The following is a 24,051-nucleotide window of genomic DNA, read 5'->3' on the forward strand; positions in this document are numbered from 1 at the left end:
AGTGGATTCAGGTATGCATACGTCCCGGACGGGCGGCTAGGCGGCCTCGCTCAGCGGCAGGCTGATGCGGTTGCGGCCCAGGTGCTTGGCCCGGTACAGGGCGGCGTCGGCGGTGGCGACCAGCTGGCTGGCGGTGTTGTCCGGGCTGGCCAGGGCGGTGGCGGCGCCGATCGACACCGTCACGTGGCGGGTCGGCGCGGTGCACGGTAGCTGCAGCTGCTCGACCCGGCAACGGATCCGTTCGGCCACGATGGCGGCGCCCTTGAGCGACTGGTTGGGCAGGATCACCGCGAATTCCTCGCCGCCATAGCGGGCCACCAGGTCGTTGGCGCGCATCTCGCTGGCCACCGCGCGGGCAATGCGCTTCAGGCATTCGTCCCCGCCGAGGTGGCCATTGGCATCGTTGTAGGCCTTGAAGTTGTCGACATCGACCATCAGGAGCGACAGCGGCTGCTGCTGGCGCAGGGCGCGCGCCCATTCGGCGTGCAGGGTATCGTCGAAGCAACGGCGGTTTGCCAGGCCGGTCAGTCCGTCGCGGGTGGCCAGCTGTTCCAGCGCCACCTGGGCCATCTTTTCGTCGGTCAGGTCGCGCAGGGTCTCGACCACGGCCGCCAGTTCGCCGTCGGAGCCGAAGATCGGGCTGGCGTCGGCCGCCAGGTAGCGCCGGCGACCGGCGCGCGGCATGTCGAACCAGCTTTCGATGCACAGGCCGGCGGGCGAATTGTCGGAGGCGGAGCGCGGCAGGATCTTGCGCACGTCCTCGCTGCGGTTCTGCAGCACGAGGTCGGCCAGGGTAGGGCGGCGGTGTTCGTAGAAGCTGCGCCAATGGTCGCCCGTGCCCAGCACTTCGTGGGCCGGCACGCCGGTGAGCTGCTCGCAGGCGCGGTTCCAGATCATGACCCGCGCCTGGGTGTCGAGGACGAAGACCGGAATCGACAGGGACGCCACCAGCTGGCCGACGAACGCACCATCTTTCACGAGAGCTGTCGGGGCGGGCGCGCTGATGCTGATGCTGGAGCTGTGTGGGCTGATCATGGTCGTCCTCTACGGTTCCGGTCCGGCAGCCGAATTGACTGCCAACAGGAAACGATTCTGCTACTGCGCAGGGACGAACTTATTGATTTTCAGCAAGAACCCTTCCTGCTCGACCTCGCATCGGGCCTCACACTGGGGTGGGCACCCGCGTCAGCGGCAGTGTTGCGCAAACAACCGTTCCGCCGCGCCGGCCTGGTAGCACCGTCAGGGTGCCGCCGAAGGCCTCGGTGCGCTCGCGCATCCCGTCGATGCCGCAGCCGCGTCCATCGAGATGGCCGAGGGCGCTCGGGCCGATGCCGTCGTCCTCGATCTTCAGCACTGCCTCGCCGGCCGATTCGACCAGGGTGACGCAGACCATGGTGGCCTGGGCATGGCGCGCGACGTTCGACAGCGATTCCTGCAGCACGCGGAACAGCACCCCGTCCTGTTCCTGGTCGCGCCGCTCGTCTTCCTCGGACCCATCCCGCCCCGCATCGAAGCGGTAGTCCAGTCCATGCAGGCGTGCAAAGTCGGTCAGGTGACGCTCGGCTGCCTGGCGCAGGCTCAGGCCCTTGGCGATCGGGCGCAGGCCGGTCACGATCGCGCGCACCGAACGGATGGCGGTATCGAGGTTGCCGATGGCGGCCGTCAGCTTGTCGTGCACGGCGGCAGAAGTGCCGCGTACCGCGGCCTGCTGCAGCGCCAGCTCCACCCGCAGCGACAGCAGGCGGTGCCCGAGCTCGTCGTGCAGGTCGCGCGCGATACGGGCACGCTCGGCTTCGCGCACGCTTTCGTGCTGGCGCACCAGGCGGCACAGCACTTCGTGGGTGCCGGCGAGGGCGTCTTCGACGTCGGCGTGGGCGCCGCGCTCGGCCTCCAGCTGCTGTTCCAGCGCGCGGATTCGTTCCTGGGTAGCGTGGCTGCGCCGCTCCAGCAGCACGGCCAGGGCGATGGCGGCCAGCGTCACCATGGCGGCGGCCATCATCTCCGGCGGCGCGCCGCGCAGCGGCAGCGGCATGGCGGCATTGGCCGGGGCGCTGAACGCCATGGCGCCGAGCGCTGAGGCAAAGGCTGAATATCGGACTAGGAATGAGGTGGACTTGTTCATAGCATCCTTCTGACTAGCATTCGGAAGATTCCGTATGAAGGTACACCTGAGTCCGTCAGGCAATATTGCTCATCCTCAATGCATGGATGCCTGGCCCACGGGCCGCCGGCCGCGCGTTATAATGGAGGGTTGACGAGAGGCTTACCGTGACTTACAGCATCAAAGAGATCTTCTACACCCTGCAGGGCGAAGGCGCCCATGCGGGGCGCCCGGCCGTATTCTGCCGCTTTTCGGGCTGCAACCTGTGGACCGGCCGCGAGGCCGACCGCGCCGCGGCCGTCTGCACCTTCTGCGACACCGACTTCGTCGGCACCGACGGCGAGCGCGGCGGCAAGTTCCGCGCGCCCGAGCTGCTCGCGGCAGAGATCGACGGCCTGTGGCCGGCCGCCCACGCCGCCAGCAAGTACGTGGTCTTCACCGGCGGCGAACCGCTGCTGCAGCTGGACCGGGCGCTGATCGACGCCATGCACGCGCGCGGCTTCACGATCGCCATCGAGACCAACGGCACGCTGCCGGTCCCGGAAGGCGTGGACTGGATCTGCGTCAGCCCCAAGATGGGCGCCGAACTGGTGGTCGCGAAGGGCAACGAGATCAAGGTGGTGATTCCCCAGGCGGGCCAGGACCTGTCCGCCTACGAGGGGCTCGACTTCGAGAACTTCTACGTGCAGCCGATGGACGGCCCGCTCGCCGCGCAGAATACGCGCCTGGCGATCGAGACCTGCCGCCGCAACCCCAAGTGGAAGCTGAGCCTGCAGACCCACAAACTCCTCCAGATCCCCTGAATCATTGCTGACCCGATGTTAACTATCACCCGCAAGCTGGAATTCGATGCCGGCCATCGTATTCCCGACCACAAGAGCCAGTGCCGCAACCTGCACGGCCACCGCTATACCCTCGAGATCACCCTGACCGGCGACGTCATCGATGTTGAAGGAAATTCCGACAACGGCATGATCATGGACTTCTCCGACGTCAAGACCCTGGCGAAGCAACACCTCGTCGACGTGTGGGACCATGCCTTCCTGGTGTACGAAAAGGACGATCTGGTGCGCGAGTTCCTGGCCTCGCTGCCCGGTCACAAGACCGTGGTGATCGACTGCATCCCGACCGTGGAGAACCTGGCGCGCGTCGCCTTCAACATCCTCAAGACGGTGTTCACCGACCGTTACGGCACCGGCCTGCGCCTGCACAAACTGGTGCTGCACGAAACCCCGAACTGCTGGGCCGAAGTGACCGATGTCTGACCGCTACATGGGGCTGGCCCTGGAGCAGGCCAGGCTGGCCTGGGCCGAGGGCGAGGTGCCGGTAGGAGCGGTGGTGGTCAAGGACGGTGAAGTGATCGCCACCGGCTACAACCAGCCGATCGGCCGCCACGATCCCACTGCCCACGCCGAGATCGTCGCGCTGCGCGCCGCCGCCGACAAGCTTGGCAACTACCGGCTGCCGGGCTGCGAACTCTACGTTACGCTCGAGCCCTGTATCATGTGCTCGGGTGCGATGATGCATGCGCGCCTGGCGCGCGTGATCTACGCCGCGGTGGATCCGAAGACCGGCGCCTGCGGCTCCGTGCTCAACCTGTTCGACCAAGAGCGTCTCAACCACCATACCGAGGTGCAGGGGGGCGTGATGGCCGACGAGGCGAGCAGCCTGTTGCGGGCCTTCTTCGCCGAGCGCCGGGCCGCGGCGCGCAAGCTTCCCGCGTCCAGCTAGGCAAGGGCCGCTTTGCTGTTGGGCGTAAGACAAGTCGTACGCCCGCACGAGCGCCTGGCCCCCGTTGAAAGTGATATGCTGTTTGCAAGCCGTCCGGGGTTTTTCCTCCATGCGGCGAGCCAACCCCGTCGCTAGAAGAGCCGATGCCGCCTTGCGCGGCGCCGGCATGCCGCCATGCCCACGCTGAACGCCAACGGAATCCGCATCGCCTTCGACACCGCAGGCGACCCCAAGGCCCCACCGCTGCTGCTGGTGCATGGGCTCGGCATGCAGCTGACCGCCTGGCCCGACGAGTTCGTCGAAGGCCTGGTCGAGCTCGGCTTCTACGTGATCCGCTTCGATAACCGCGATTGCGGCCTGTCCACCAAGTTCGAGCAGGCCGGCGTCCCCAACCTGATGCTGGCCTCGATCAAATCGAAGCTCGGCTGGCCGCTGCGCGCCGCCTACCGCCTGGAGGACATGGCCGAAGATGCGATCGGGGTGCTGTCGGCCCTCGGCGTGGCGCGCGCCCACGTGGTCGGGATCTCGATGGGCGGCATGATTGCGCAGATCCTGGCGGGGCGTTACCCGCAGCGCATCCTGAGCCTGACCTCGATCATGTCGAGCAGCTGCCGCCGCGGCTTGCCCGGCCCCGAGAAAAAGGTCAGCAGCCTGCTTGCCCGGCGTCCGGCCGCTCCCGGCGACATCGAGAGCATCATCGACCACGGCGTCAGCATCATGCGCGCCATCGGCAGCCCGTCCTACCCGACCCCGGACAAGGTCTTGCGCAAGCGCGTCGCCCGCTCGGTGCGCCGCAGCTACTGCCCCGGCGGCGTGGCGCGCCAGATGATGGCGATCGCCGCCTCGGGCGACCGCTGCGCGCTCCTGCGCGCGATCACCGCACCCACGCTCGTGATCCATGGCGCCAACGACCCGCTGGTGCCGCTCGCCTGCGGCGAAGACACGGCCAGCCGCATCCCCGGAGCCCGGCTTGAAGTCATCCAGGGCATGGGCCACGACCTCCCGCCGCAGCTGGTCGAGCGGCTCCTGGCCTTGATCGACGCCCACGCCAGGGGTAAGATGTTGCCGGACTCAACACCTCGGCTATTTGTCAAACAGTGATCACCCAACAAATCGGCATCGCCATCGTGGCACCGGCCGGCCAGGCGCTGGACCCGTGCGCGGTCGACCGCGGCATCGCCCGCCTCGAGCAGCACGGCTGCCTCGTCCATAACTATTACGACCACACCGGCATCCACGAACGCTTCGGCGGCACCGATCAGGGCCGCCTGGACCAGCTTGCGGCCGCCATTGCCGACCCGGATGTGCAGATCATCATGGCCCTGCGCGGCGGCTATGGGACGACCCGCCTGCTGCCGCACATCGATTTCGAGGCGATCGCCGCCAGCGGCAAACTGGTGGTCGGCTTTTCCGACGTCACGGCCATCCACATGGGCCTGATGGCGCGCACCGGGGCGCTCAGCTATACCGGCCCGATGATCGCGGGCGACTTCGGCGCCAGGGAAGCGGTGCAGTTCACGCTCGACAATTTCTGGCAATGCCTGGCGGGCCCGGCCCACACCATTACCGAATGTGTGGCAGGCAATCCATGCATCGACGAAGCGGGAACCGTCTGGGGCGGCAACCTGGCGATGATCGTCTCCCTGCTGGGCACGCCTTACTTCCCGCGCATCGACGGCGGCATCCTGTACCTGGAAGATATCGGAGAACACCCGTACCGGGTCGAACGCATGCTGCTCCAGCTGCACCAGGCAGGCATACTGGAACGCCAGCGCGCGGTCGTGCTGGGCGACTTTTCCGGCTACAAGCTGGCGCCGAACGACAACGGCTACGATTTCGACACCATGCTGGCCCACCTGCGCGCCACGCTGCCGGTCCCGCTCATCCAGGGCCTGAGCTTCGGGCACATCCCGCGCCGGGTGACGATTCCTTTCGGCGCCCAGGGACGCCTGGTGTCGCACGACGATGGATTCACACTGTCCCTGTCGGATTATCCGACGCTACGCCAGGTCGGCCACTGCGGCTGAGCGGTCCGCGCGCACCTGTCCTCGACGGCGCACGCGAGTGCGCCGTTTTGCCTTGTCGGCCGCAGCGATTCGCCCTCCAGGCCCCGCGATGGTAGAATCGCGGGTTATCCGGCAACACCGTTGCTAACTCCGCTTCTAAAGGTTTCCTAGTGCTATCCACTGCCAATATCACGATGCAATTCGGCGCCAAGCCGCTGTTCGAGAACATCTCCGTCAAGTTCGGCGAAGGCAACCGTTACGGCCTGATCGGTGCGAACGGTTGCGGCAAGTCGACGTTCATGAAGATCCTCGGCGGCGACCTGGAGCCCTCGGCCGGCAACGTCAGCCTCGACCCGGGCGAGCGCCTCGGTAAACTCCGCCAGGACCAGTTCGCGTACGAAGACGTGCGCGTGCTGGACGTCGTCATGATGGGCCACACCGAACTGTGGAACGCCATCTCCGAGCGCGACGCGATCTACGCGAACCCGGAAGCGACCGACGAAGACTACATGAAAGCCGCCGAGCTCGAAGGCAAGGTCGCCGAATACGACGGCTACTCGGCCGAAGCGCGCGCCGGCGAGCTGCTGCTCGGCCTGGACATCGCCAGCGACCTGCACCAGGGTCCGATGAGCGCCGTGGCGCCGGGCTGGAAGCTGCGCGTGCTGCTGGCCCAGGCCCTGTTCTCGAATCCGGACATCCTGCTGCTGGACGAACCGACCAACAACCTGGACATCAACACGATCCGCTGGCTGGAAGACATCCTCAACCAGCGCAACTCGACGATGATCATCATCTCGCACGATCGCCACTTCCTGAACCAGGTCTGCACCCACGTGGCCGACATGGACTACGGCACGCTGAAGATCTACCCGGGCAACTACGACGACTACATGCTGGCCTCGACCCAGGCGCGCAACCAGCAGCTGGCCAACAATGCCAAGGCCAAGGAAAAGGTCGCCGAACTGCAGGACTTCGTGCGCCGCTTCTCGGCCAACAAGTCCAAGGCGCGCCAGGCGACCTCGCGCGCCAAGATGATCGACAAGATCAAGATCGAGGAATTCAAGCCGTCCTCGCGCGCCTATCCCTTCGTCCGCTTCGAAGGCGAGAAGAAGCTGCACCGCCTGGCGGTGGAGACCGAAGGCCTGTCGAAAGCCTATGACCGCCAGCTGTTCAAGAACTTCTCGATCATGGTCGAGGCAGGCGAGCGCATCGCGATCATCGGCGCCAACGGCGCCGGCAAGACCACCTTGTTGCGCTGCATCGGCGGCCAGGACATCACCGGCCTGTCGGCCGACCAGGGCCGCGTGAAGTGGGCCGAGAACGCCGACGTCGGCTACATGCCGCAGGATCCGACCGAGGAATTCGCCGGCGGCGAGAACCTCACCGACTGGATGGGCCAGTGGACCCAGGAAGGCGACGACGACCAGGCGGTGCGCTCGATCCTGGGCCGCCTGCTGTTCGGCGGCGACGAAGTCAAGAAGTCGGTCAAGGTGCTCTCCGGCGGCGAGAAGGGCCGCATGATGTACGGCAAGCTGATGCTGGGCCGCCACAACGTGCTGCTGCTCGACGAACCGACCAACCACATGGACATGGAGTCGATCGAGTCGCTCAACATCGCCCTCGACAAGTACGCCGGCACCATGATCTTCGTCTCGCACGACCGCGAGTTCGTGTCCTCGCTGGCCACCCGCGTCCTTGAGATCCGCGAGAACGAGATCATCGACTTCCGCGGCAACTACGAAGAGTACCTGACGAGCCAGGGCATCGCCTGATAGGAGACCCGACCGCATGATCACCGCACCGATCAAGACCTACGAATACGACCGGCCGCAGGTCGGCGAGGCCTGCAGCATCAACCCGGCGACGGCCGAAGCCTGGGCGCGCGTGCCCGCCGTGCCGAGCGCCGCCGAGAAGGTGGAGCTGAAGGAACGCATCAAGCGCCTCCTCAAGGAACGCAATGCCGTGCTGGTGGCCCACTACTATGTGGACGCCGAGCTGCAGGACCTGGCCGAGGAAACCGGCGGCTGCGTCTCGGATTCGCTGGAAATGGCGCGCTTCGGTCGTGACCACCCGGCCCAGACCCTGGTCGTGGCCGGCGTGCGCTTCATGGGCGAGTCGGCCAAGATCCTGAGCCCGGAAAAGACCATCCTGATGCCGGACCTGGACGCGACTTGCTCGCTCGACCTGGGCTGCCCGGCCGACGAATTCGCGGCCTTCTGCGACCAGCATCCGGACCGCACCGTGGTGGTGTACGCCAACACCAGCGCCGCCGTGAAGGCGCGCGCCGACTGGATGGTGACCTCGTCGATCGGCCTGGACATCGTCAAGCACCTGCACGAGCAGGGCAAGAAGATCCTGTGGGCGCCCGACCGTCACCTGGGCTCGTATATCCAGAAGCAGACCGGCGCCGACATGCTGCTGTGGCAGGGCTCCTGCCTGGTGCACGACGAGTTCAAGGGTGTCGAACTCGATCTGCTCAAGCTTGAATACCCGGATGCGAAAGTGCTGGTGCACCCGGAGTCGCCCGCCTCGGTGGTGGCCCAGGCCGACGTGGTCGGCTCGACCACCCAGCTGATCAACGCCGCCGTGAACCTGCCGGCGACGACCTTCATCGTCGCCACCGACAACGGCATCCTGCACAAGATGCGCGCCGCGGCCCCGGGCAAGCACTTCATCGAAGCGCCCACCGCCGGCAACAGCGCCACCTGCAAGAGCTGCGCCCACTGCCCGTGGATGGCCATGAACGGCCTGAAAAACCTGGCGGACGCACTGGAAACCGGCGCCAACGAAGTCCACGTCGACCCGGAAATCGGGCGCCAGGCCAAGCGCGCGATCGACCGCATGCTCGATTTCGCCGCCGCCAAGAAGGCACAGGCCCTGCCGAGCGGTGCGCTCGAGCAGAACACCAAACTGTTCAACGGAGTCGGCCCCGCATGACGACCCTGCGTAATCCTTATATTCCTGACGCCCAATTCGACGAGAAGCTGCAGTCCAGCTTCGAAGCCAACATCCTGGCAGCCCTGCTGGAAGACGTCGGCACCGGCGACCTGACCGGCATGCTGGTGCCCAGCGAGCCGCGCGTGCAGGCACGCGTGATCGTGCGCGAAGCGGCCGTGCTGTGCGGTGCGCCCTGGTTCGAGGGCGTGATGCTGGCCGTCGACCAGGACATCGACATCGACTGGAAATATGCCGAGGGCGACCTGATGGCCAAGGACTCGGTCGTCTGCACCATCGAAGGCTGCCCGCGCTCGCTGCTCACCGCCGAGCGTGCGGCGCTGAACTTCATGCAGCTGCTCTCGGGCGTGGCGAGCGCCACCCGCAAGTATGTCGACGTAATTGCCGGCACCAAAGCGGCCATCCTCGACACCCGCAAGACCTTGCCGGGCCTGCGCCTGGCGCAGAAGTACGCGGTGCGTGTCGGCGGCGGCAAGAACCAGCGCATGGCGCTGTACGACGGCATCCTGATCAAGGAAAACCACATCGCTGCGGCGGGCGGCGTAACCCGCGCCCTGCAGGCGGCCGAGGCGCTGAACTCGGGCGCGCCCGTGCAGATCGAGGTCGAGACCATCGCCCAGCTGGAAGAAGCGCTGGCTACCGGCGTCAAGTCGGTCCTGCTGGACAACTTCGACCTCGACATGATGCGGGAAGCGGTGCGGGTGAACGCCGGCCGTGCGCTGCTGGAAGCCTCCGGCGGCATCAACATGGACACCGTACGGGCGATCGCCGACACCGGCGTCGACCGCATCTCGGTCGGCAGCCTGACCAAGGACGTGCGCGCGACCGACTATTCGCTGCGGATCGTCGGCGCAATCAAGGAGGTGGCGGCATGATGGACTGGAGCCGTCTGCGCATCTCGACGGGTGCGCGCATCCTGTGGTTGGTCTTCGGCCTGGTGCTGGGCTTGCCGACGCTGTCCAATGGCCTGAACGCCAATAGCACCGCCGACCTGTGCTTCGGCATCGGCATGGTGCTGGTGGGCGTGCGCGGCTTCCTGCGCCCGGTCATGTTCGGCAAGGCCGTGCGCATGGAGATGGACCCGCGCACCTCGCAGCTATCGATCGGCTCGCCGGCGCTGCACGGCGGCCTCTCGCTGGTGATCTTCGCCGCGCTCATGGCCGGGATTATCATCAAGTACGTGCTCAAAGCGTAACCGCTTTCGACCACCACACTATGATTCGTCATCCCGGCGCAGGCCGGGATCCAGTTTTCGCTAACCACGCGTCAAATCACGCGTAGCCGGTCCGCGAGAAAACTTGGATTCCCGCCTACGCGGGAATGACGGATTGAAGGCCGCAGGCTAAAAACCCGTTTGCCTGGCGGGAGAACTGCTCCTTAAACCCCACTCTCGCTCGCCCGCGCCAGGGCTTCCGCCTCGGGCGAGCGCAGGTGCGGCGCTTCGCCCACCTGCGTCGCGATCGTGTCGATCGCCGCCATCACCTTGTCAAGGTTCGCATAGTGCGTCATGTGCCCCACGCCAGGCTCCAGCTCGAGCCGGCTCAGGGCCAGGCGCTCGCTCAGGCGCTCGGAATTGTGACCCGCATCGACGATCTTGTCCTGGGTGCCGGCCACGATCACCGATGGGACCTTCAGTTCGGCATAGCGCTTCGACAACGAGGCCGCCGCGGGGATCATGACCGCGGTCTCGGCCGCGGCGGCGCGCAGCTGCTTCGGCCGCAGGGCCATCCAGACCGGGAAGGCGTCGAAGCGCGCATCGACCGACTTGGGCGAGAAGGTACGCTTGGCCATGCCGGGCCACATTGCCCGCGCGACCAGCGGCAACACCGTATAGCGCAAGACGTCACCGATGACCGGTATGGCCGGCTGGGTCAGCGTGGCCACGTCCAGGCGTATGCTCGGGTAGTAGTAGCCCGACAGCAGCACCAGCCCGCGCACGAAGTCGGGCTGCTGCAAGCCCATCGCCAGCGCCACCATCGTGCCCCAGGAGTGGCCGAGCACGATGGCCGATTCCACGCCGATCTGCTCGAGCGCCCGGTGCAGCAGGGTCGCCTGCTTGTCGGGGGTCCATAGCGTGCTGCGCGGACGCTCGCTGTAGCCGAAACCGGGCCGGTCGATGGCGATCACACGGTAATGCTCGGCTGCCCGCCGGAGCAGGCCGCTCATTTCGAAATCTTTCGAATAGACGCCGTTTCCGTGTAGCAGCACGAGGGTAGGCCCGGAACCGCGTTCCACGTAATGCAGGCGCACCCCGTCGACCTCGACGAACTTGCCTTGCGGTGGATTGTCGCGCTCGGCCTGGCTGGTCTTGGCGCGGACATAGAAGAAGGAGGCGGCCAGGCCGATGGTGGCCAGGAAGGCGCCCGTGCGCAGGCCACTCGAAGCCGTGGTGCTCGTTGTTGTCGTGCGGTAGCTCTTGGTCACAAAATCCCCCTGTGGTCGACTAGTGAATGTGACTCCTCCGGCTCCTCCGCGTGGAGCAGGTCGGCGACGCGCGGCAACAGCCGCTCGGCCGACTCTTCTATTTTGAGTGCGATCAGGTGGTCCGCCCGGGTACGCCCCAGGTTCACCGCCGCGATCGGCTTGCCGCTCTCCTGGGCCATGCGGCAGAAGCGGAAACCCGAATACACCATCAGCGACGAGCCGACCACCAGCAAGGCGTCGGCAGCCTCCATCTGCGCCAGGGCGCAGGCGGTACGCGGTGGCGGGATGCCGTCGCCAAAGAATACGACATCCGGCGCCAGCGCGCCGCCACAATGGAGGCAGAAGGGCAAGTGGAAGTCCTCGAGGGCGTCCGGCTCGATCGCGGCGTCGCCGTCCGGCAGGGGCGTGGCGAGCACGTTCGCCAGCTCGGGATTGGCCTCGTTCAGCAGGGTCTGCACGAAGGCGCGCGGGAACTGCGCCTTGCAATGCATGCACACCACGCTGTGCACATTGCCGTGCAGTTCGAGCACGGCGTGGCTGCCCGCCTGCTGGTGCAGGCCGTCGACGTTCTGCGTCAGCAGGTAGCCGAAGCTTCCGTGCTTTTCCAGGCGCGACAGCGCGCGATGCCCCTCGTTCGGCCGGGCTTTCGACATGATCGGCCAGCCGACCATGCTGCGCGCCCAGTAGCGGCGCTGGATATCGACCGAACGCCGGAATTCCGGTCCCTGGATCGGTTGGCGGCCGCGGCGGGTGCCGTCGCGGTCGCGGTAATCGGGAATGCCCGAGGCGGTGGACAGGCCGGCGCCGGTCAGCACCAGCGCGCGCGGATACCGTTCCAGGAATTCCGCCAGCGCCTCAGCCTGGTCTTGAACGGTAAAAACTGCTGCCATGTTGCGTGATCCTCCATTGGCTGGGATCGTAGCATCCGGCTTGCGCGAACAGAAACACGATACCCTGGCTAAACAATGAAGCCGAGATGGATGCGCCACCCCGGTTTCGCAATAGCGCAGCCTAGCGTGCGGAGACCGCGATGCCGCCCACGATCATGCCGAAAGCCAGCACGTGGTAGAGGTGCGGCGGCTCGCCGAGAAATGCCGAGGACAGCAGGGCCGTGAACAGCGGCGTCAGGTTGATGAAGAATGCGCCGATACTCGGCCCGGCACGCTGCACGCCTGCACCCCAGCAGCGCATCGCCAGGATCGCCGGGCCGATCGCCACGTACAGCAGGGCCGCCCCCAAGGACCAGCTCCAACTAATGGCGACGTCGCGCAGCGCCCATTCGCCGCCGGCCAGGGCGGCCGACCACAGCACGCCGTAGCCGACCTGGGCAAGAAGAAATGCCGCCCAGTCGGCGCGCAGGCCGGGCACGTCCTTCTGCTGCATCAGCATCCAGCTGTAGAAGGACCAGGCGATGGTGGCCAGGATCATGTACAGGTCGCCGATCACGAGCCGCAGCTGCAGCAGGCCGTGGATGTCGCCGCGGCACAGCACTACCAGCACGCCTGCGATCGACAGGATCGCGCCGACGATCTGCTTGCGCTTGACCGGCACACCGTAGAACAGGCGACCGACCAGCAGCATCCAGACCGGCACGCCGGACGCCACCAGGGTCACGTTGATCGGCGTGGAACTCTGCAGGGCCAGGTATTGCAGCGAGTTGTACAGGCCCACGCCCAGCAGGCCGAGCATGGCGTAGCGGCGCCAGTTGGCCAGCAGGCCGCTCCCGTGCCTGAGCGCCGCCCGTCCGAGCGGCACCAGCACCACCAGCGCGATCGTCCAGCGGATCAGGTTGAGCGACATCGGCGGCACCGCGTCGCGCACCAGGCGGCCGACGATGGCATTACCCGCCCACAGCACCGGGGGCACGGTCAGGAGCAGGATGGTGGAGGGCGTGAGGGCGGGGCGGGACATGGGAAATCCGTGGCCGGCCGGGGAAATCAGCGGCGTTCCGGCGTCAGCACGCTCGGCAGGGCCTTCGGCAGGGTGTCCGGGAAGTCGCGCGAATAATGCAGGCCGCGGCTTTCGTGACGCGACAGTGCGCTGTTGACGATCAGCGAGGCCACCTCGACCAGGTTGCGCAGCTCCAGCAGGTCGTGCGTGATGCGGAAGTTGCGGTAGTACTCGTCGATCTCTTCCTTGAGCAGCTTGATGCGGTGCTGGGCGCGCTCGAGGCGCTTGGTGGTGCGCACGATACCGACGTAGTTCCACATGAAGCGGCGCAGCTCGTCCCAGTTGTGGGCGATCACCACCTCTTCGTCGGCGTTGGTCACGCGCGACTCGTCCCAGGGCGGTAGCACCGGGTTCTCGATCTTCGGCGCCGCCGCGATCTGGTGCGCGCAGGCGCGCCCGACCACCACGCACTCCAGCAGCGAGTTGCTGGCCAGGCGGTTCGCGCCGTGCAGGCCGGTGCAGGCGGTCTCGCCCACCGCGTACAGGCCGGGGATGTCGGTGCGGCCGGCCAGGTCGGTGACGATGCCGCCGCAGGTGAAGTGCACCGCCGGCACCACCGGGATCGGCTCCTTGGTGATGTCGATGCCCAGCTCCAGGCAGCGCGCGTAAATGGTCGGGAAGTGCTCCTTCAGGAACTCCGGGTCCTGGTGGCTGATGTCGAGGTGGACGTAGTCCAGGCCGCGCTTTTTCATTTCGAAGTCGATCGCGCGCGCCACCACGTCGCGCGGGGCCAGCTCGCCGCGCTCGTCGTGGGCCGGCATGAAGCGGGTCCCGGCCGCGGCGCCGGCTTCGGGCGGCAGCTTGAGCAGGCCGCCTTCGCCGCGGATCGCTTCCGTGATCAGGAAGGATTTCGCATACGGGTGGTACAGGCAGGTCGGGTGGAACTGGATGAATTCCATGTTCGACACCCGGCAGCCGGCGCGCCAGGCCATGGCGATGCCGTCGCCGGTGGCGGTGTCGGGATTCGTCGTGTACAGGTAGACCTTGCCGGCGCCGCCGGTGGCCAGCACCGTGTGCTCGGCTTCGAAGGTGAGCACCTTGCCGCTTTGCTCGTCCTGCACGTACAGGCCGTAGCAGCGCGGCTGGCCCACCAGGTGCGGGGCGCCCCCGTGAACGCCCTTGCCGGTCAGCTTGTCCGAGGTGATGACGTCGATTGCGCAGTGGTGCTCGAACAAGGCGATGTTCGGATGCGCGCGCACTTTCTGCTCCAGCGTCACCTGCACCGCATGGCCGGTGGCGTCGGCCGCATGGATGATGCGGCGCTGGCTGTGCCCGCCCTCGCGGGTCAGGTGGAAACCGAGTTCCGCCGATTCGTCGCGGGTGAAGGGCACGCCTTGCTCGATCAGCCATTCGATCGCCGCGCGGCCGTTCTCGACGATGTAGCGGGTCGCCGCTTCCTCGCACAGGCCGGCGCCTGCGATCAGGGTATCGGCGATGTGCTGGTCGTGGCTGTCGCTGGAATCGAGCACCGCGGCGATGCCGCCCTGGGCCCAGTTGCTGGCGCCGTCGAGGAGGGCGCGTTTGGAGATGATCGCAACCTTGCGCGTTTGCGCCAGGTGCAGGGCCACCGACAGGCCGGCCAGACCGCTGCCGACAATAGCGACGTCAAATTTCATGGTGATGTCAGGTTTGTACAGAGGCATCACTATAGTCGATTTGGCCAGCTCGCGTCAGGGTGGGACCGCTGGGTCAAGGGCGGGACACTGTACGCGCACGCACGGATGGGCCTTTGAAGCGGCGTTAGGATCGCCATTCCACCTACTGAAAGGATTGCCATGTCAGCTCAACACGCCCAGGCGCGCGCGGCCGCGCTGTCCGAGAAGATCGGCTCGATGCGCTTTGCCATGTTCACGACCCGTGACCAGAACGGCCACCTGGTCAGCCAGCCGATGACCAACCAGCAGGTCGACGGCGAAGGCGCCCTGTGGTTCTACACCCGCACTACGACCGAGCTGTGGGACAACATCGCCCACGAGCCGGAGGTGAACGTCAGCTTCGCCGATCCCGACAACAGCACCTGGGTCTCGGTCAGCGGCCACGCCGAGCGCGTGGTCGACCGCACGCAGATCCACGCCCTGTGGAATGCCATGGTGCAGGCCTGGTTTCCGGCCGGACCCGAGGACGAGCACGTCGTGCTGGTGCGGGTGCTGCCGCACGCCGCCGAATACTGGGATGCGAACGACAGCAAGATGGTGCGCATGTTCGCCATGGCCAAGGCGGCCGTGACCGGCACTACGCCGGACGTCGACGCCGACCACGGGACCATCCGGATGTAAGGACCCTTGCCGGCCGCGGCCGGCTCGCTTACAGTGCTCTGCATTTCCCGGGAGCCGAGCATGCAGAGACAGGCGCAGTATGGGGCGGGGCGTTGAGCCCGCTCGAGATAGGGGCAAATGCCTTCACCGCGCTGGCGATCGTGCTCGCCGGACGCAACAGCGTGCATACCTGGTGGACCGGGATCATCGGCTGCACGCTGTTCGGTGTCCTGTTTGCGCAGCACAGGCTGTACGCCGACGTGGTGCTGCAGGTGTTTTTTGTGGGGACCAGCCTGCTCGGCTGGTGGCGCTGGCTGCGCGGCCGCCAGGGGGCGCCACTGCCGGTGACCCATGCGGGCATCCGCACGCTGCTGTGGATGGCGCCGACGGGTGTCGCCGCCACCGTCGCCTACGGCGCGCTGCTGCACCACTATACGAACGCCTATGCGCCTTTCGTCGATTCCGCCGTGCTGGTGTTCAGCGTCATCGCGCAGCTCCTCATGATGGGGCGGCGCATCGAGAACTGGCCGGTCTGGCTGCTGGTGAACACCATCGCCGTGCCGCTCTACGCCACCCGGGGATTGCACCTGACGGCGCTGCTGTACGCCGGTTTCTGGGTCAATGCGATCGTGTCCTGGATCTGGTGGCGCAAGCTCGCCGCGCGCGATGCGGCGGCGGCGATGGTGCTGGCAAGGGAAACAGCCTAGCGCGCGGGCGGCAGGTCGGCCTCGCTCTGGTTGCCGCCGGTTTCCGGCGTCCCGAGGCCGGTGCCGGTGGGGCTGGCCTGGTTCGGGCGGGTGTCCTGCGGACCCCGGCCGATGTTGGTCATGGCACTGCCTTCGGCCTCGGCGTGCCGGCTTGCGGCCGGGGCGCCGCCCGGCGCATTGGCGGTCTCGCCGGACTGGTTGCGGCTCAAGCCGTCGCCGCCGCTGCCGCCGGTTTCCTGCTGGGTCTCGTGGCTGGGCGTCGCGCCTTGCTGGCCGCTGGTCGTGCCGCCGACGCCGAGTGTCGTCGACGGGTCGTTCTGCGGTTGCTTGCTCATATCGGGCTCCTCGATGCTGGAAACCCATTATGCCAATGACGCCGCAGGGCCGGCGCGGGCTACGTTACTCGTAGCGCTTGTAGACGCTGGTCTTGCCGCCATCCTTCACCAGCAGCACCTCGTAGGGATCCTTGCGCGCGCCTTCCATGCCAGGTGACCCCATCGGCATGCCTGGCACCGCCAGGCCGCGCGCCTTGGGCTTTTCCGCCAGCATGCGCTTGATGTCGGCCGCCGGCACGTGGCCCTCCACCGCATAGCCGCCCACGCGGCCGGTGTGGCAGGAGCCGTATTCGGCCGGGATGCCGAACTTCTCGCGGTAGTCGGACGGATTGGCGACGTTCTGGGCCTTGACCTGGAAGCCGTTCGCTTCGAGGTGCTTGATCCACTCCTTGCAGCAGCCGCAGTACTCGGTCTTGTACACCTCGATCACGGGTTGCGCGGCACTGGCGACGAGCGGCAGGGCGAGGAGGGTGGCGGCGCCGGTTTGGCGAATGAAACGCAGGAACATGGTGACTCCAGGATCGAGGGGAACAAACCCGCATTATGCCCCAGCCGCACGCTTGGTGGCCCGGCCGCCGGATGCTATACTGTATAAAAACACAGTATCAATTCAACATGCCCAGCTTCCTCCCGATCGACCTCGACCCGCTTCCCGAAGACTCGCCCCTGCGGCTGGCGGCCAGCGCGCGTGGCGCCGTGTTCCGCGGCGTCGGCGACGAGCCGGTGACGGATGCGCGCAGCGATGCCGAGCTGGCGCGCGAATACATCGGCCAGGGAGAGCTGAGCCCGAAATCCATCGCCAACACCCAGAAGGAGCTGTACCGCTTCCTCACCTGGTGCAGGGAAGAGGCGCGCAAGACCTTCCGGCAGCTGACGGTGGCCGACCTGAACGCCTACAAGGAATTCATCCGCAACCCGCCGCCGGAATGGATCTCCACTACCAAGTGGCCGCGCAACGATCCGCGCTACCGGCCGTTCTCCGGCCCGCTGTCGGATGCCAGCCGTCGCCAGGCCATGATCGCCGTGAAAGGCCTGCTGGGCTATGCCGAGCAGACCGGCTACCTGCGGCGCAATCCGGCCCGGCTGGTGCGCAACGTGCGCGCCGCCCACGGCAGCCGCATCACCCGCTACCTGACGCCGCAGGCGATCGCGCATGCGCTGGATGCCGTCGCAGCGCGCGTGGCCGACACGCCGGCCAGCCTGCGTCAGCGCGAACGCGACCGCTTCCTGCTGGTCGCCTTTGCCCAGACCGGGGCGCGCCTGAACGAGATCGTCGGCGCCCACATGGGCGCCATCTACAGCGAGGGCGACGGGCGCTGGTGGCTGGACGTGATGGGGAAGGGCGCCAAGCCGCGCCGCCTGCCGGTGCCGCCGGCAATGCTGGCCGCCTACCGCGACTACCGCCAGGCCTTTGGCCTGCTGCCGCAGGCGAGTCGCGCCGACCGCACGCCGCTGGTGCTGTCCAGCCGCAGGGAAGAAGCGGTGCGCATCACCGACGAAGCGGCCTCCGAAGCACTGAAAGCCGTGTTCGCGGCAGCCGCCGACCGCGCCCTGGCGCAGGGCGACGCCGACAGCGCGGCCACGCTGCGCCAGGCCTCGACCCACTGGCTGCGCCACAGCATGCTGACCAACCACGCCAACAGCGGCGTGCAGCTCAAGACGCTGCAGGACACGGCCGGCCATGCCAACATCGCGACCACCGCCGCCTACCTGCACAAGCGCGACCACGAACGCCACGACGAGATCATCGGTTCGGGCGCCAAGCTGGTCCCCTGAGCCGCGGCCGGGGAGGGCGGCCTTAGATCGGCAGTTCGGATTCTCCGCCGGCGGAGCTGCCGAAATCCTGCAGGGCGTCAAGCGACAGGCGGCCCTCGTTCAGGGCGGCGACGATCGCCTTCAGCTGCTCCGGGTCGGGGTGCAGGTAGACGATACGCTGCTCGAGCTCGTTATCCCAGTACTTGGTGTAGGGCACATCGGTCTCCGCCATGACCTTGGCGTCGAAGCTCCCATCCATCATTTCGCCGACCAGGGTGACCTTGGCCGTATCCGGCGTCGTATTCTTCACGGTGATGCCCATGCCCGTCCTTTCGAGTGATCAGTTCGCATAACTGCATTTTTACCCACGTGGGGCAGGGGTGCAAACGGCCACACGCCAGTCGTGCGCAGGCCGGGCCATTGCCTGCAGACTGCAAGTAGCTTGACGCATAGCAAAACCATCTCATGCAAGCCATACATGTGGAATGTTCATGCCAAATCTCACTCGACATTAGCATATATAATGTCGAGTTCGGTCCGAATGGCCACTTCAAGCAGTTTCACACCATGTTCATGCACATCGATTCGATCTCCGACGGCGCAAAGCCAGACCACAACGAGGACTGGGCCGGCAGCTTTCGTACGCCGGCAAGGACCGAACTCGTCGTCATCGACGGCGGCACCTCGGTCGCCGACCGCGACTACGTCGCGCCGGGCGAAGGCGACGTGGTCTGGTTCGTCACCCGGTTCGCGGCGGCGCTCGGTCCGGCCATCGATGCCGGGCTCGGGCAGCATGAAGCCGCGCACGCCGCCGTCGAGCAGGTCTACCGGGAGTTCCTTGCACGCTGCGCCGGCAAGGAAGTGCCGCTGTACGCCTGGCCGATCGCGGCGCTGAGCTGGGTGCGCGCACACGAACATCGCGATCGCCACCGGCTGGAGCTGTTCTGCCTGGGCGACTGCAAGATCTTGCTGCGCCGGCCTGGTGGCGAGGTGCTGGACCTGGATCCCTTCGTCAATCCACAGGAAGCCATCCTGCGCGCCGAGATCGAGAAACTCAGGCGCGAAGGCGTGCATGACGTCGCGGCCAGGCAGGCCCGCTTGACACCAATGCTGCGCGCCCGGCGCGCGTTCCAGAATTCCTTGGCCAACACCAATTCGCTGTGCCTGCGGCCAAACGGCGCCTTCGGCGCACGCACCTCCACGTACGACGTGCCGGCCGGGTCGGCCATCCTGGTCATGACCGACGGCCTCTACCGCCTGGTGGACACCTACGCGCTGCACACGCCGGAAAGCCTGTTCCGCCTGTGCATGGAGCACGGCTTGCAGGCCGCGCTCGCGCAATTGCGCGACCACGAAGCCGCCACGCGGGCGACGGGGCCGGCGGTGGTGAAACAGGCGGACGATGCATCCGCGATCCTCTGGCGCAGCGATCGTCCGCGCGCTTGAGCACGCCGCATCCGGGCCTGCGCTGCAGCCTTGTCGGCTGCTTGACCGGCCTGGGCAGCTTCCGCGCCTCTGCCATTGGTAAGAGGCGGCGCACCCGCTCCGCTCGCGGGAGCCAGTTTAGTTGTGGCCATACAACATCTTTACATATCTGACCAAAAAGTTAATAAGAACACCATTGCTCAACGTGTACGGAAAAGCATCGAACGCGCGCATATCTTCCATCCATCTGCCAAACCTTGCCTGAATCGTCCTTCCAGGTATGCATGAATTGGAAAATCTATTTTCCAAGGACATACGTCGCCGTCAAGTATTTACTAAATACAATCGTTAAATCTTTCTTAGTCCAAGCAGACCTACCGGCTGCGACTGGCTGAAGGAGGAGTCCAGCCTGTCTCTGACTCGGCGGCAGGTTCACAAACGATAGGAGAAAGTTCATGGCAGTAAAAACGAAACTGGCTCGTTCGCTCGCTCTCGCATTCGGAGCGACCGCACTGACGCTGGGCATGAGTTCGACGGTACTGGCCCAATCGAACACGACCGGTAATGTGTACGGCGCGGTGGAAAGCCCGGCCGGCGCGACCGTCGTAGTGGAGAACCTCGACACCAAGCTGCGCCGTAGCGTCTCGGTCGAAGGCAATGGCCGCTTCCTGGCGACCTCGCTGCCGCCGGGCCGCTACTCGGTCCAGCTGGTGCGCAACGGTAGCGTGGTCGAAAGCCGCGAAGTCGAAGTGCTGATCGGCCAGGGCGCCGAAGCCGTGTTCTCGACCCAGCAGGTGCAGATCGTCGGCCGCCGCCGCGCGATCGACGTGACCAATACCAACAACGGCGCTATCTTTACTGCCAGCCAGCTGGAAAAGCTGCCTATCGCGCGTAACGTCGAGTCGATCATCCTGATCGCGCCGAACACTACCCAGGGCGACAGCCGCTATCCGAACGGCGCCAACAGCTTCGGCGGCGGCGCGGTGTCGGAAAACTCGTACTACGTCAACGGCTTCCCGGTCACCAACCCGCTGACCCAGCTGGGCTACATGGAACTGCCGTACGGCGCAATCGGCCAGGCGCAGATCCTCACCGGCGGCTTCGGCGCGGAATTCGGCCGCTCGGTCGGCGGCGTCGCCAACATCACTACCAAGAGCGGTACCAACCGCTGGGAAGTGGGCGGCATCGTCCAGTGGGATCCGAAGAACCTGTCCGCCAGCCAGGACGATATTTACTACCCGGTCCTCGGTGCGAGCAATACCGCCGCCACGGACGGCACCCTGTACCGCCGCCGCTCGACCAACGAGACTGACCGCAAGCTGGTGGGCGTGAACGTCGGTGGTCCGCTGATCCAGGACAAGCTGTTCTTCTTCGGCTCGCTGGAGCAGTCCCGTACCGATTTTTCGGGTACCAATGCCGTTACCGGCTTGCGCACCAGTACCTCGGCCGCCGGCCGCGGCTGGGAAGAGTCGGAAACCAAGACCACCCGTTACCTGGTCAAGCTCGACTGGAACATCAACGACAACCACCGCCTCGAGTACACCGGCTTCGGCGACACCTCGAAGAAGGACAAGTACCTGTCCGGCTACGATTACGCCAGCGGCGCACGCAACGGCGTCATCGGTGCGAGCGAACACTACAAGAACTTCTCGGGCGAAACCCCGGTCGGCGGTATCGTCAACATCGCCAAGTACACCGGCAACATCACCGACAACCTGACGGTGCTGGCCCTGTACGGCAAGTCGACCACCAAGCACGAGAACACCTACGGCACCTATCCGGGCGTTAATCCGAATGTTTACCAGGTGTCGTCCACGCCGGCGGCCCGCGTGCCTGGCTTGTCGTATCCGAACCCGAACCCGGTCAGCGGCAACGTGCCGGTCACCGGCGGCCGCGACACGGTCGAATCCGCACGCCTGGACATCGAGTACCGTCTCGGCAACCACACGCTGCGCGCGGGTATCGACGAAAACAGGCTGAGCTCCGAAGACGCCGGTGTGTTCCGCGCCGGCGGCGGCTTGTGGACCTACTCGCGCAGCGCGCAGTCGCCGACCACCCCGATCACGCTGCAGAACGTGACGGTGGCGCCGGCCAGCGGGGGAGGTTACGGCCTGCAGGGCTACTACGTGACCGAGACCAAGTTCACCTCGATCACCGACGCCTACTCGGACCAGTCGGCCCAGTACCTCGAGGACCGCTGGCAGGTCACCAAGGACCTGCTGGTGACCGTCGGCGTGCGTAACGAGCAGTTCGAGAACCGCAACGGCGACAAGCAGAAGTTCATGGACATCAAGGACCAGATCGCGCCGCGCTTCGCTGCGTCCTGGGACGTGAACGGCGACTCCTCGTTCAAGGTGTTCGGTACCGCTGGCCGCTACTTCGTGCAGGTGCCGACCAACATCTCGGTGCGCGGCGCCTCGCGTTCGCTGTTCACCACGCAGTCCTTCACCTACACCGGTGTCGACCCGGTCACCGGCGCTCCGCAGGGCCTGGTGCCGCTGGCGCCGGCGCCGTTCTCGACCAACAACGAGTACTTCCAGTTCAAGCACCCGAATACCGTTGCCGCCACCAGCCTGGAGCCGACCTACCAGGACGAGATCACGCTCGGTTTCGAGCGCGCGCTGTCGCGTGACATGACCTTCGGCGCCCGCGCGACCTACCGCACGCTGCGCTCGACCATCGACGACATGTGCGACGACCGTCCGTTCAAGGCCTGGCTGGCGCGCAACCCGTCCGTCAACACCAGCAAGTGGACCGGTTTCGGCTGCGCAGCCTTCAACCCGGGCGAGGACAACACCTTCCTGGTCGACTTCGCCAATACGGGCACCAACCTGACCGAGGTGAAGCTGAGCAAGGCGGACCTGGGCTTCGACGACGCCAAGCGCACCTACAAGGCGATCGACCTGTTCCTCGAGCATCCGTTCCGCAATGGCTGGTACGGCCGCGTGAACTACACCTGGTCGAAGAACGAGGGCAATACCGAAGGCCAGACCCAGTCGGACATCGGCCAGCTGGACGTGTCGCATACCATCAGCTGGGACAAGCCTGAGCTGATGCGCGGCAAGTACGGCCCGCTGCCGAACGACCGCCGGCACCAGCTGAAGGCCTTCGGCTTCTACCAGGTCACGCCTGAGTGGATGGTCGGCGGCAACCTGCTGGCGCAGTCGGGCCGTCCGAAGAACTGCCTGGGCGCCGACCCGAGCGTGCCGGCCGCCCACAGCTACGGCTCATACTACGCGACGTGCTTCGGCCGCCCGGCGCCGCGCGGCTCGGAAGGCCGTCTGCCATGGACCACGCGCCTGGACGTGAACCTGGCCTACATGCCGGCCTTCCTGCCGGGCCTGACGGCAAAGGTCGACGTGTTCAACGTCGCCAACCGCCAGACCGTGCAGTCGGTCTCGGAAATGCTGAACAACGGCTCGACCCAGACGCTGCTGGACAGCTACGGCCGCGTCCTGTCGACCCAGACGCCGCGTTATGCGCGCTTCACGGTCGAGTACAACCACAAGTTCTAAGTTCCAGATCGCTTGTGTGATGAAAGCCGCGGGCGCGAGTCCGCGGCTTTTTTTCGTCAATGCGCTGGTGGCGGCCTTCAGTGGGTGAGAGCGCTTTCGGCCGTGGATGGCTCTGCTAAAGGACACACAGATCCTCGTGCACAAAGCGCATTTAACATAATATAGATTATGCGTAGTACGGGACTGACAAAGCACATTGCCTGAAACTTCATCATAGCGCACGTAGAAGCCAGCTCTTGGAAGTAAAACGCTCAGATCTTCGGAAGTAAATTTCTCAGATGCGCCAACTGCATCAATCTGACACATTTACTTCTATCGCAGGCAGGCCTGTATGCCATGGTCCTGCGCCGTTCAAGCTACGCAGTTTTCAACCGTCGATGGTGAAGTCGATCTGGCCCGACGAAGCAATCACGATCCTGAAACCACTTCAGGTTGGATCATTGCAAATGCCAAGCGCACGACAGGTATACCTTCCTTCATCGGCGGACACGACACTGAATTCGTTACCGCGGCACCACCACCCGACGTATCGCGGATAGTCGATCGAAACTGGCGGCGGCGTAGAGGGTCCAAAGCGCCTGGTGAACCACGTGGAGTTCCCATCGGCCATTTGAATCAATGCAATGCCGTGCACTGTCGCGTAATCGACAGCACCCGACTGAAAACATGCACCGGAAAACAGCATTCCCTTTTGTGCGCCGGTCGACATCATTTTTGCATGCTGCACCTGCACAGCCTGACGCTTCACTTTGCGTTGCTCGTGCTTGCACTCGATCAGCACGAGAAAGCTAGCGCCCATCGCTGACCTGATCGGCTCAGCGAGAACGCGGTATCAACTTTGCTAGACTTGGCTGCGTTGGGGGAACGGCGTTAGCGCTGCTGTTACCACAGG

The 24,051-nt window shown here is 65.8% G+C and carries 24 protein-coding genes; 14 read left to right on the top strand and 10 right to left on the bottom strand.

What is annotated here, in order from left to right:
• Positions 1-36 precede the first annotated feature (36 nt).
• The gene (locus YWC_RS0103100) at positions 37-1,035 is read right to left on the bottom strand and encodes a sensor domain-containing diguanylate cyclase (protein ID WP_084416273.1); all 999 of its coding nucleotides are present in this window, start codon (positions 1,033-1,035) and stop codon (positions 37-39) included.
• A gap of 127 nt (positions 1,036-1,162) precedes the next feature.
• Positions 1,163-2,062, bottom strand: coding sequence for a sensor histidine kinase (locus YWC_RS0103105; protein WP_027864062.1), 900 nt, complete (start codon positions 2,060-2,062; stop codon positions 1,163-1,165).
• 206 nt (positions 2,063-2,268) lie between these two features.
• Between YWC_RS0103105 and queE the strand changes: the two genes are divergently transcribed.
• The 9 genes from queE to YWC_RS0103150 all read left to right on the top strand — a co-directional run bounded on the left by queE (position 2,269) and on the right by YWC_RS0103150 (position 9,988).
• A complete protein-coding gene (gene queE / locus YWC_RS0103110; RefSeq protein ID WP_027864063.1) occupies positions 2,269-2,904 on the top strand; it encodes a 7-carboxy-7-deazaguanine synthase in 636 nt (211 codons plus the stop codon).
• A gap of 15 nt (positions 2,905-2,919) precedes the next feature.
• Positions 2,920-3,366 carry a 6-carboxytetrahydropterin synthase QueD gene (queD, locus tag YWC_RS0103115; RefSeq protein WP_027864064.1) on the top strand — a complete coding sequence of 149 codons (447 nt, stop codon included), beginning with the start codon at positions 2,920-2,922 and terminating at the stop codon, positions 3,364-3,366.
• Complete coding sequence (gene tadA / locus YWC_RS0103120; RefSeq protein WP_027864065.1) at positions 3,359-3,832, top strand: tRNA adenosine(34) deaminase TadA; 474 nt, start codon at positions 3,359-3,361, stop codon at positions 3,830-3,832. The genes queD and tadA overlap by 8 nt, the downstream gene beginning before the upstream one ends.
• Before the next feature lie 174 nt (positions 3,833-4,006).
• Complete coding sequence (locus tag YWC_RS0103125) at positions 4,007-4,933, top strand: alpha/beta fold hydrolase (RefSeq protein ID WP_027864066.1); 927 nt, start codon at positions 4,007-4,009, stop codon at positions 4,931-4,933.
• Positions 4,930-5,859 carry a muramoyltetrapeptide carboxypeptidase gene (gene ldcA / locus YWC_RS0103130; RefSeq protein WP_027864067.1) on the top strand — a complete coding sequence of 310 codons (930 nt, stop codon included), beginning with the start codon at positions 4,930-4,932 and terminating at the stop codon, positions 5,857-5,859. The genes YWC_RS0103125 and ldcA overlap by 4 nt, the downstream gene beginning before the upstream one ends.
• A gap of 149 nt (positions 5,860-6,008) precedes the next feature.
• Positions 6,009-7,610 carry an ABC-F family ATPase gene (locus YWC_RS0103135; protein WP_027864068.1) on the top strand — a complete coding sequence of 534 codons (1,602 nt, stop codon included), beginning with the start codon at positions 6,009-6,011 and terminating at the stop codon, positions 7,608-7,610.
• 16 nt (positions 7,611-7,626) lie between these two features.
• Complete coding sequence (nadA, locus tag YWC_RS0103140; protein ID WP_027864069.1) at positions 7,627-8,775, top strand: quinolinate synthase NadA; 1,149 nt, start codon at positions 7,627-7,629, stop codon at positions 8,773-8,775.
• Positions 8,772-9,668, top strand: a complete 897-nt coding sequence (gene nadC / locus YWC_RS0103145) for a carboxylating nicotinate-nucleotide diphosphorylase (protein WP_027864070.1) — start codon at positions 8,772-8,774, stop codon at positions 9,666-9,668. Before nadA ends, nadC begins: the two co-directional genes overlap by 4 nt.
• On the top strand, positions 9,665-9,988 hold the full coding sequence (locus tag YWC_RS0103150) for a hypothetical protein (protein ID WP_156923453.1): 324 nt from the start codon (positions 9,665-9,667) through the stop codon (positions 9,986-9,988). Before nadC ends, YWC_RS0103150 begins: the two co-directional genes overlap by 4 nt.
• A 182-nt stretch (positions 9,989-10,170) precedes the next feature.
• On the opposite strand, the gene YWC_RS0103155 is transcribed toward YWC_RS0103150, so the two are convergent.
• From YWC_RS0103155 to nadB, 4 genes are all read right to left on the bottom strand, one after another.
• A complete protein-coding gene (locus tag YWC_RS0103155) occupies positions 10,171-11,217 on the bottom strand; it encodes an alpha/beta fold hydrolase (protein WP_229412996.1) in 1,047 nt (348 codons plus the stop codon).
• Positions 11,214-12,107: an NAD-dependent protein deacetylase gene (locus tag YWC_RS0103160; RefSeq protein WP_027864073.1), complete on the bottom strand. Its 894-nt coding sequence runs from the start codon at positions 12,105-12,107 to the stop codon at positions 11,214-11,216. Before YWC_RS0103160 ends, YWC_RS0103155 begins: the two co-directional genes overlap by 4 nt.
• 121 nt (positions 12,108-12,228) lie before the next feature.
• Positions 12,229-13,128 (bottom strand): DMT family transporter, encoded by a 900-nt coding sequence (locus YWC_RS0103165; RefSeq protein WP_027864074.1) that lies wholly within the window; start codon positions 13,126-13,128, stop codon positions 12,229-12,231.
• 26 nt (positions 13,129-13,154) lie between these two features.
• Positions 13,155-14,783, bottom strand: coding sequence for an L-aspartate oxidase (gene nadB / locus YWC_RS0103170; protein WP_027864075.1), 1,629 nt, complete (start codon positions 14,781-14,783; stop codon positions 13,155-13,157).
• A gap of 159 nt (positions 14,784-14,942) precedes the next feature.
• Between nadB and YWC_RS0103175 the strand changes: the two genes are divergently transcribed.
• Together YWC_RS0103175 and pnuC are read left to right on the top strand one after the other, a co-directional pair.
• Positions 14,943-15,443 carry a pyridoxamine 5'-phosphate oxidase family protein gene (locus tag YWC_RS0103175; RefSeq protein ID WP_027864076.1) on the top strand — a complete coding sequence of 167 codons (501 nt, stop codon included), beginning with the start codon at positions 14,943-14,945 and terminating at the stop codon, positions 15,441-15,443.
• Positions 15,444-15,535: 92 nt separating this feature from the next.
• The gene (pnuC, locus tag YWC_RS0103180; protein WP_027864077.1) at positions 15,536-16,129 is read left to right on the top strand and encodes a nicotinamide riboside transporter PnuC; all 594 of its coding nucleotides are present in this window, start codon (positions 15,536-15,538) and stop codon (positions 16,127-16,129) included.
• Here the strand turns inward: pnuC and YWC_RS0103185 are convergent.
• Both YWC_RS0103185 and YWC_RS0103190 read right to left on the bottom strand, forming a co-directional pair.
• Positions 16,126-16,464, bottom strand: a complete 339-nt coding sequence (locus YWC_RS0103185) for a hypothetical protein (protein WP_027864078.1) — start codon at positions 16,462-16,464, stop codon at positions 16,126-16,128. The two genes, pnuC and YWC_RS0103185, sit on opposite strands and share 4 nt — an antisense overlap.
• A gap of 64 nt (positions 16,465-16,528) precedes the next feature.
• Positions 16,529-16,972, bottom strand: coding sequence for a DUF411 domain-containing protein (locus tag YWC_RS0103190; protein ID WP_027864079.1), 444 nt, complete (start codon positions 16,970-16,972; stop codon positions 16,529-16,531).
• Between the two features lie 107 nt (positions 16,973-17,079).
• Between YWC_RS0103190 and YWC_RS0103195 the strand changes: the two genes are divergently transcribed.
• Positions 17,080-18,240 carry a tyrosine-type recombinase/integrase gene (locus YWC_RS0103195; RefSeq protein ID WP_027864080.1) on the top strand — a complete coding sequence of 387 codons (1,161 nt, stop codon included), beginning with the start codon at positions 17,080-17,082 and terminating at the stop codon, positions 18,238-18,240.
• 22 nt (positions 18,241-18,262) lie between these two features.
• Here YWC_RS0103195 and YWC_RS0103200 read toward each other — a convergent pair whose 3' ends face one another.
• Positions 18,263-18,541, bottom strand: a complete 279-nt coding sequence (locus YWC_RS0103200; RefSeq protein WP_027864081.1) for a hypothetical protein — start codon at positions 18,539-18,541, stop codon at positions 18,263-18,265.
• A gap of 245 nt (positions 18,542-18,786) precedes the next feature.
• Between YWC_RS0103200 and YWC_RS0103205 the strand changes: the two genes are divergently transcribed.
• Together YWC_RS0103205 and YWC_RS0103210 are read left to right on the top strand one after the other, a co-directional pair.
• On the top strand, positions 18,787-19,665 hold the full coding sequence (locus YWC_RS0103205) for a protein phosphatase 2C domain-containing protein (protein WP_027864082.1): 879 nt from the start codon (positions 18,787-18,789) through the stop codon (positions 19,663-19,665).
• A 503-nt stretch (positions 19,666-20,168) separates the two neighbouring features.
• Positions 20,169-23,159: a TonB-dependent receptor gene (locus YWC_RS0103210; RefSeq protein WP_051306173.1), complete on the top strand. Its 2,991-nt coding sequence runs from the start codon at positions 20,169-20,171 to the stop codon at positions 23,157-23,159.
• A gap of 427 nt (positions 23,160-23,586) precedes the next feature.
• Here YWC_RS0103210 and YWC_RS31890 read toward each other — a convergent pair whose 3' ends face one another.
• Positions 23,587-23,958, bottom strand: a complete 372-nt coding sequence (locus YWC_RS31890) for a restriction endonuclease (RefSeq protein WP_084416276.1) — start codon at positions 23,956-23,958, stop codon at positions 23,587-23,589.
• Positions 23,959-24,051 lie beyond the last annotated feature (93 nt).

This window comes from Massilia alkalitolerans DSM 17462, assembly GCF_000427785.1.
GTDB classification, from domain to species: Bacteria; Pseudomonadota; Gammaproteobacteria; order Burkholderiales; family Burkholderiaceae_D; genus Telluria; species Telluria alkalitolerans.

What these genes read in the sequence shown, in the direction of transcription:
- nadB (WP_027864075.1), bottom strand. Translation starts at nt 14,783, where the DNA reads ATGAAATTTGACGTCGCTATTGTCGGCAGCGGTCTGGCCGGCCTGTCG.
- YWC_RS0103195 (WP_027864080.1), top strand. Translation starts at nt 17,080, where the DNA reads ATGCCCAGCTTCCTCCCGATCGACCTCGACCCGCTTCCCGAAGACTCG.
- YWC_RS31890 (WP_084416276.1), bottom strand. Translation starts at nt 23,958, where the DNA reads ATGGGCGCTAGCTTTCTCGTGCTGATCGAGTGCAAGCACGAGCAACGC.
- YWC_RS0103200 (WP_027864081.1), bottom strand. Translation starts at nt 18,541, where the DNA reads ATGGGCATCACCGTGAAGAATACGACGCCGGATACGGCCAAGGTCACC.
- YWC_RS0103175 (WP_027864076.1), top strand. Translation starts at nt 14,943, where the DNA reads ATGTCAGCTCAACACGCCCAGGCGCGCGCGGCCGCGCTGTCCGAGAAG.
- nadA (WP_027864069.1), top strand. Translation starts at nt 7,627, where the DNA reads ATGATCACCGCACCGATCAAGACCTACGAATACGACCGGCCGCAGGTC.
- YWC_RS0103165 (WP_027864074.1), bottom strand. Translation starts at nt 13,128, where the DNA reads ATGTCCCGCCCCGCCCTCACGCCCTCCACCATCCTGCTCCTGACCGTG.
- YWC_RS0103100 (WP_084416273.1), bottom strand. Translation starts at nt 1,035, where the DNA reads ATGATCAGCCCACACAGCTCCAGCATCAGCATCAGCGCGCCCGCCCCG.
- YWC_RS0103105 (WP_027864062.1), bottom strand. Translation starts at nt 2,062, where the DNA reads ATGGCGTTCAGCGCCCCGGCCAATGCCGCCATGCCGCTGCCGCTGCGC.
- YWC_RS0103190 (WP_027864079.1), bottom strand. Translation starts at nt 16,972, where the DNA reads ATGTTCCTGCGTTTCATTCGCCAAACCGGCGCCGCCACCCTCCTCGCC.
- nadC (WP_027864070.1), top strand. Translation starts at nt 8,772, where the DNA reads ATGACGACCCTGCGTAATCCTTATATTCCTGACGCCCAATTCGACGAG.
- YWC_RS0103125 (WP_027864066.1), top strand. Translation starts at nt 4,007, where the DNA reads ATGCCCACGCTGAACGCCAACGGAATCCGCATCGCCTTCGACACCGCA.
- YWC_RS0103205 (WP_027864082.1), top strand. Translation starts at nt 18,787, where the DNA reads ATGTTCATGCACATCGATTCGATCTCCGACGGCGCAAAGCCAGACCAC.
- YWC_RS0103150 (WP_156923453.1), top strand. Translation starts at nt 9,665, where the DNA reads ATGATGGACTGGAGCCGTCTGCGCATCTCGACGGGTGCGCGCATCCTG.
- YWC_RS0103185 (WP_027864078.1), bottom strand. Translation starts at nt 16,464, where the DNA reads ATGAGCAAGCAACCGCAGAACGACCCGTCGACGACACTCGGCGTCGGC.
- tadA (WP_027864065.1), top strand. Translation starts at nt 3,359, where the DNA reads ATGTCTGACCGCTACATGGGGCTGGCCCTGGAGCAGGCCAGGCTGGCC.
- YWC_RS0103210 (WP_051306173.1), top strand. Translation starts at nt 20,169, where the DNA reads ATGAGTTCGACGGTACTGGCCCAATCGAACACGACCGGTAATGTGTAC.
- queD (WP_027864064.1), top strand. Translation starts at nt 2,920, where the DNA reads ATGTTAACTATCACCCGCAAGCTGGAATTCGATGCCGGCCATCGTATT.
- YWC_RS0103160 (WP_027864073.1), bottom strand. Translation starts at nt 12,107, where the DNA reads ATGGCAGCAGTTTTTACCGTTCAAGACCAGGCTGAGGCGCTGGCGGAA.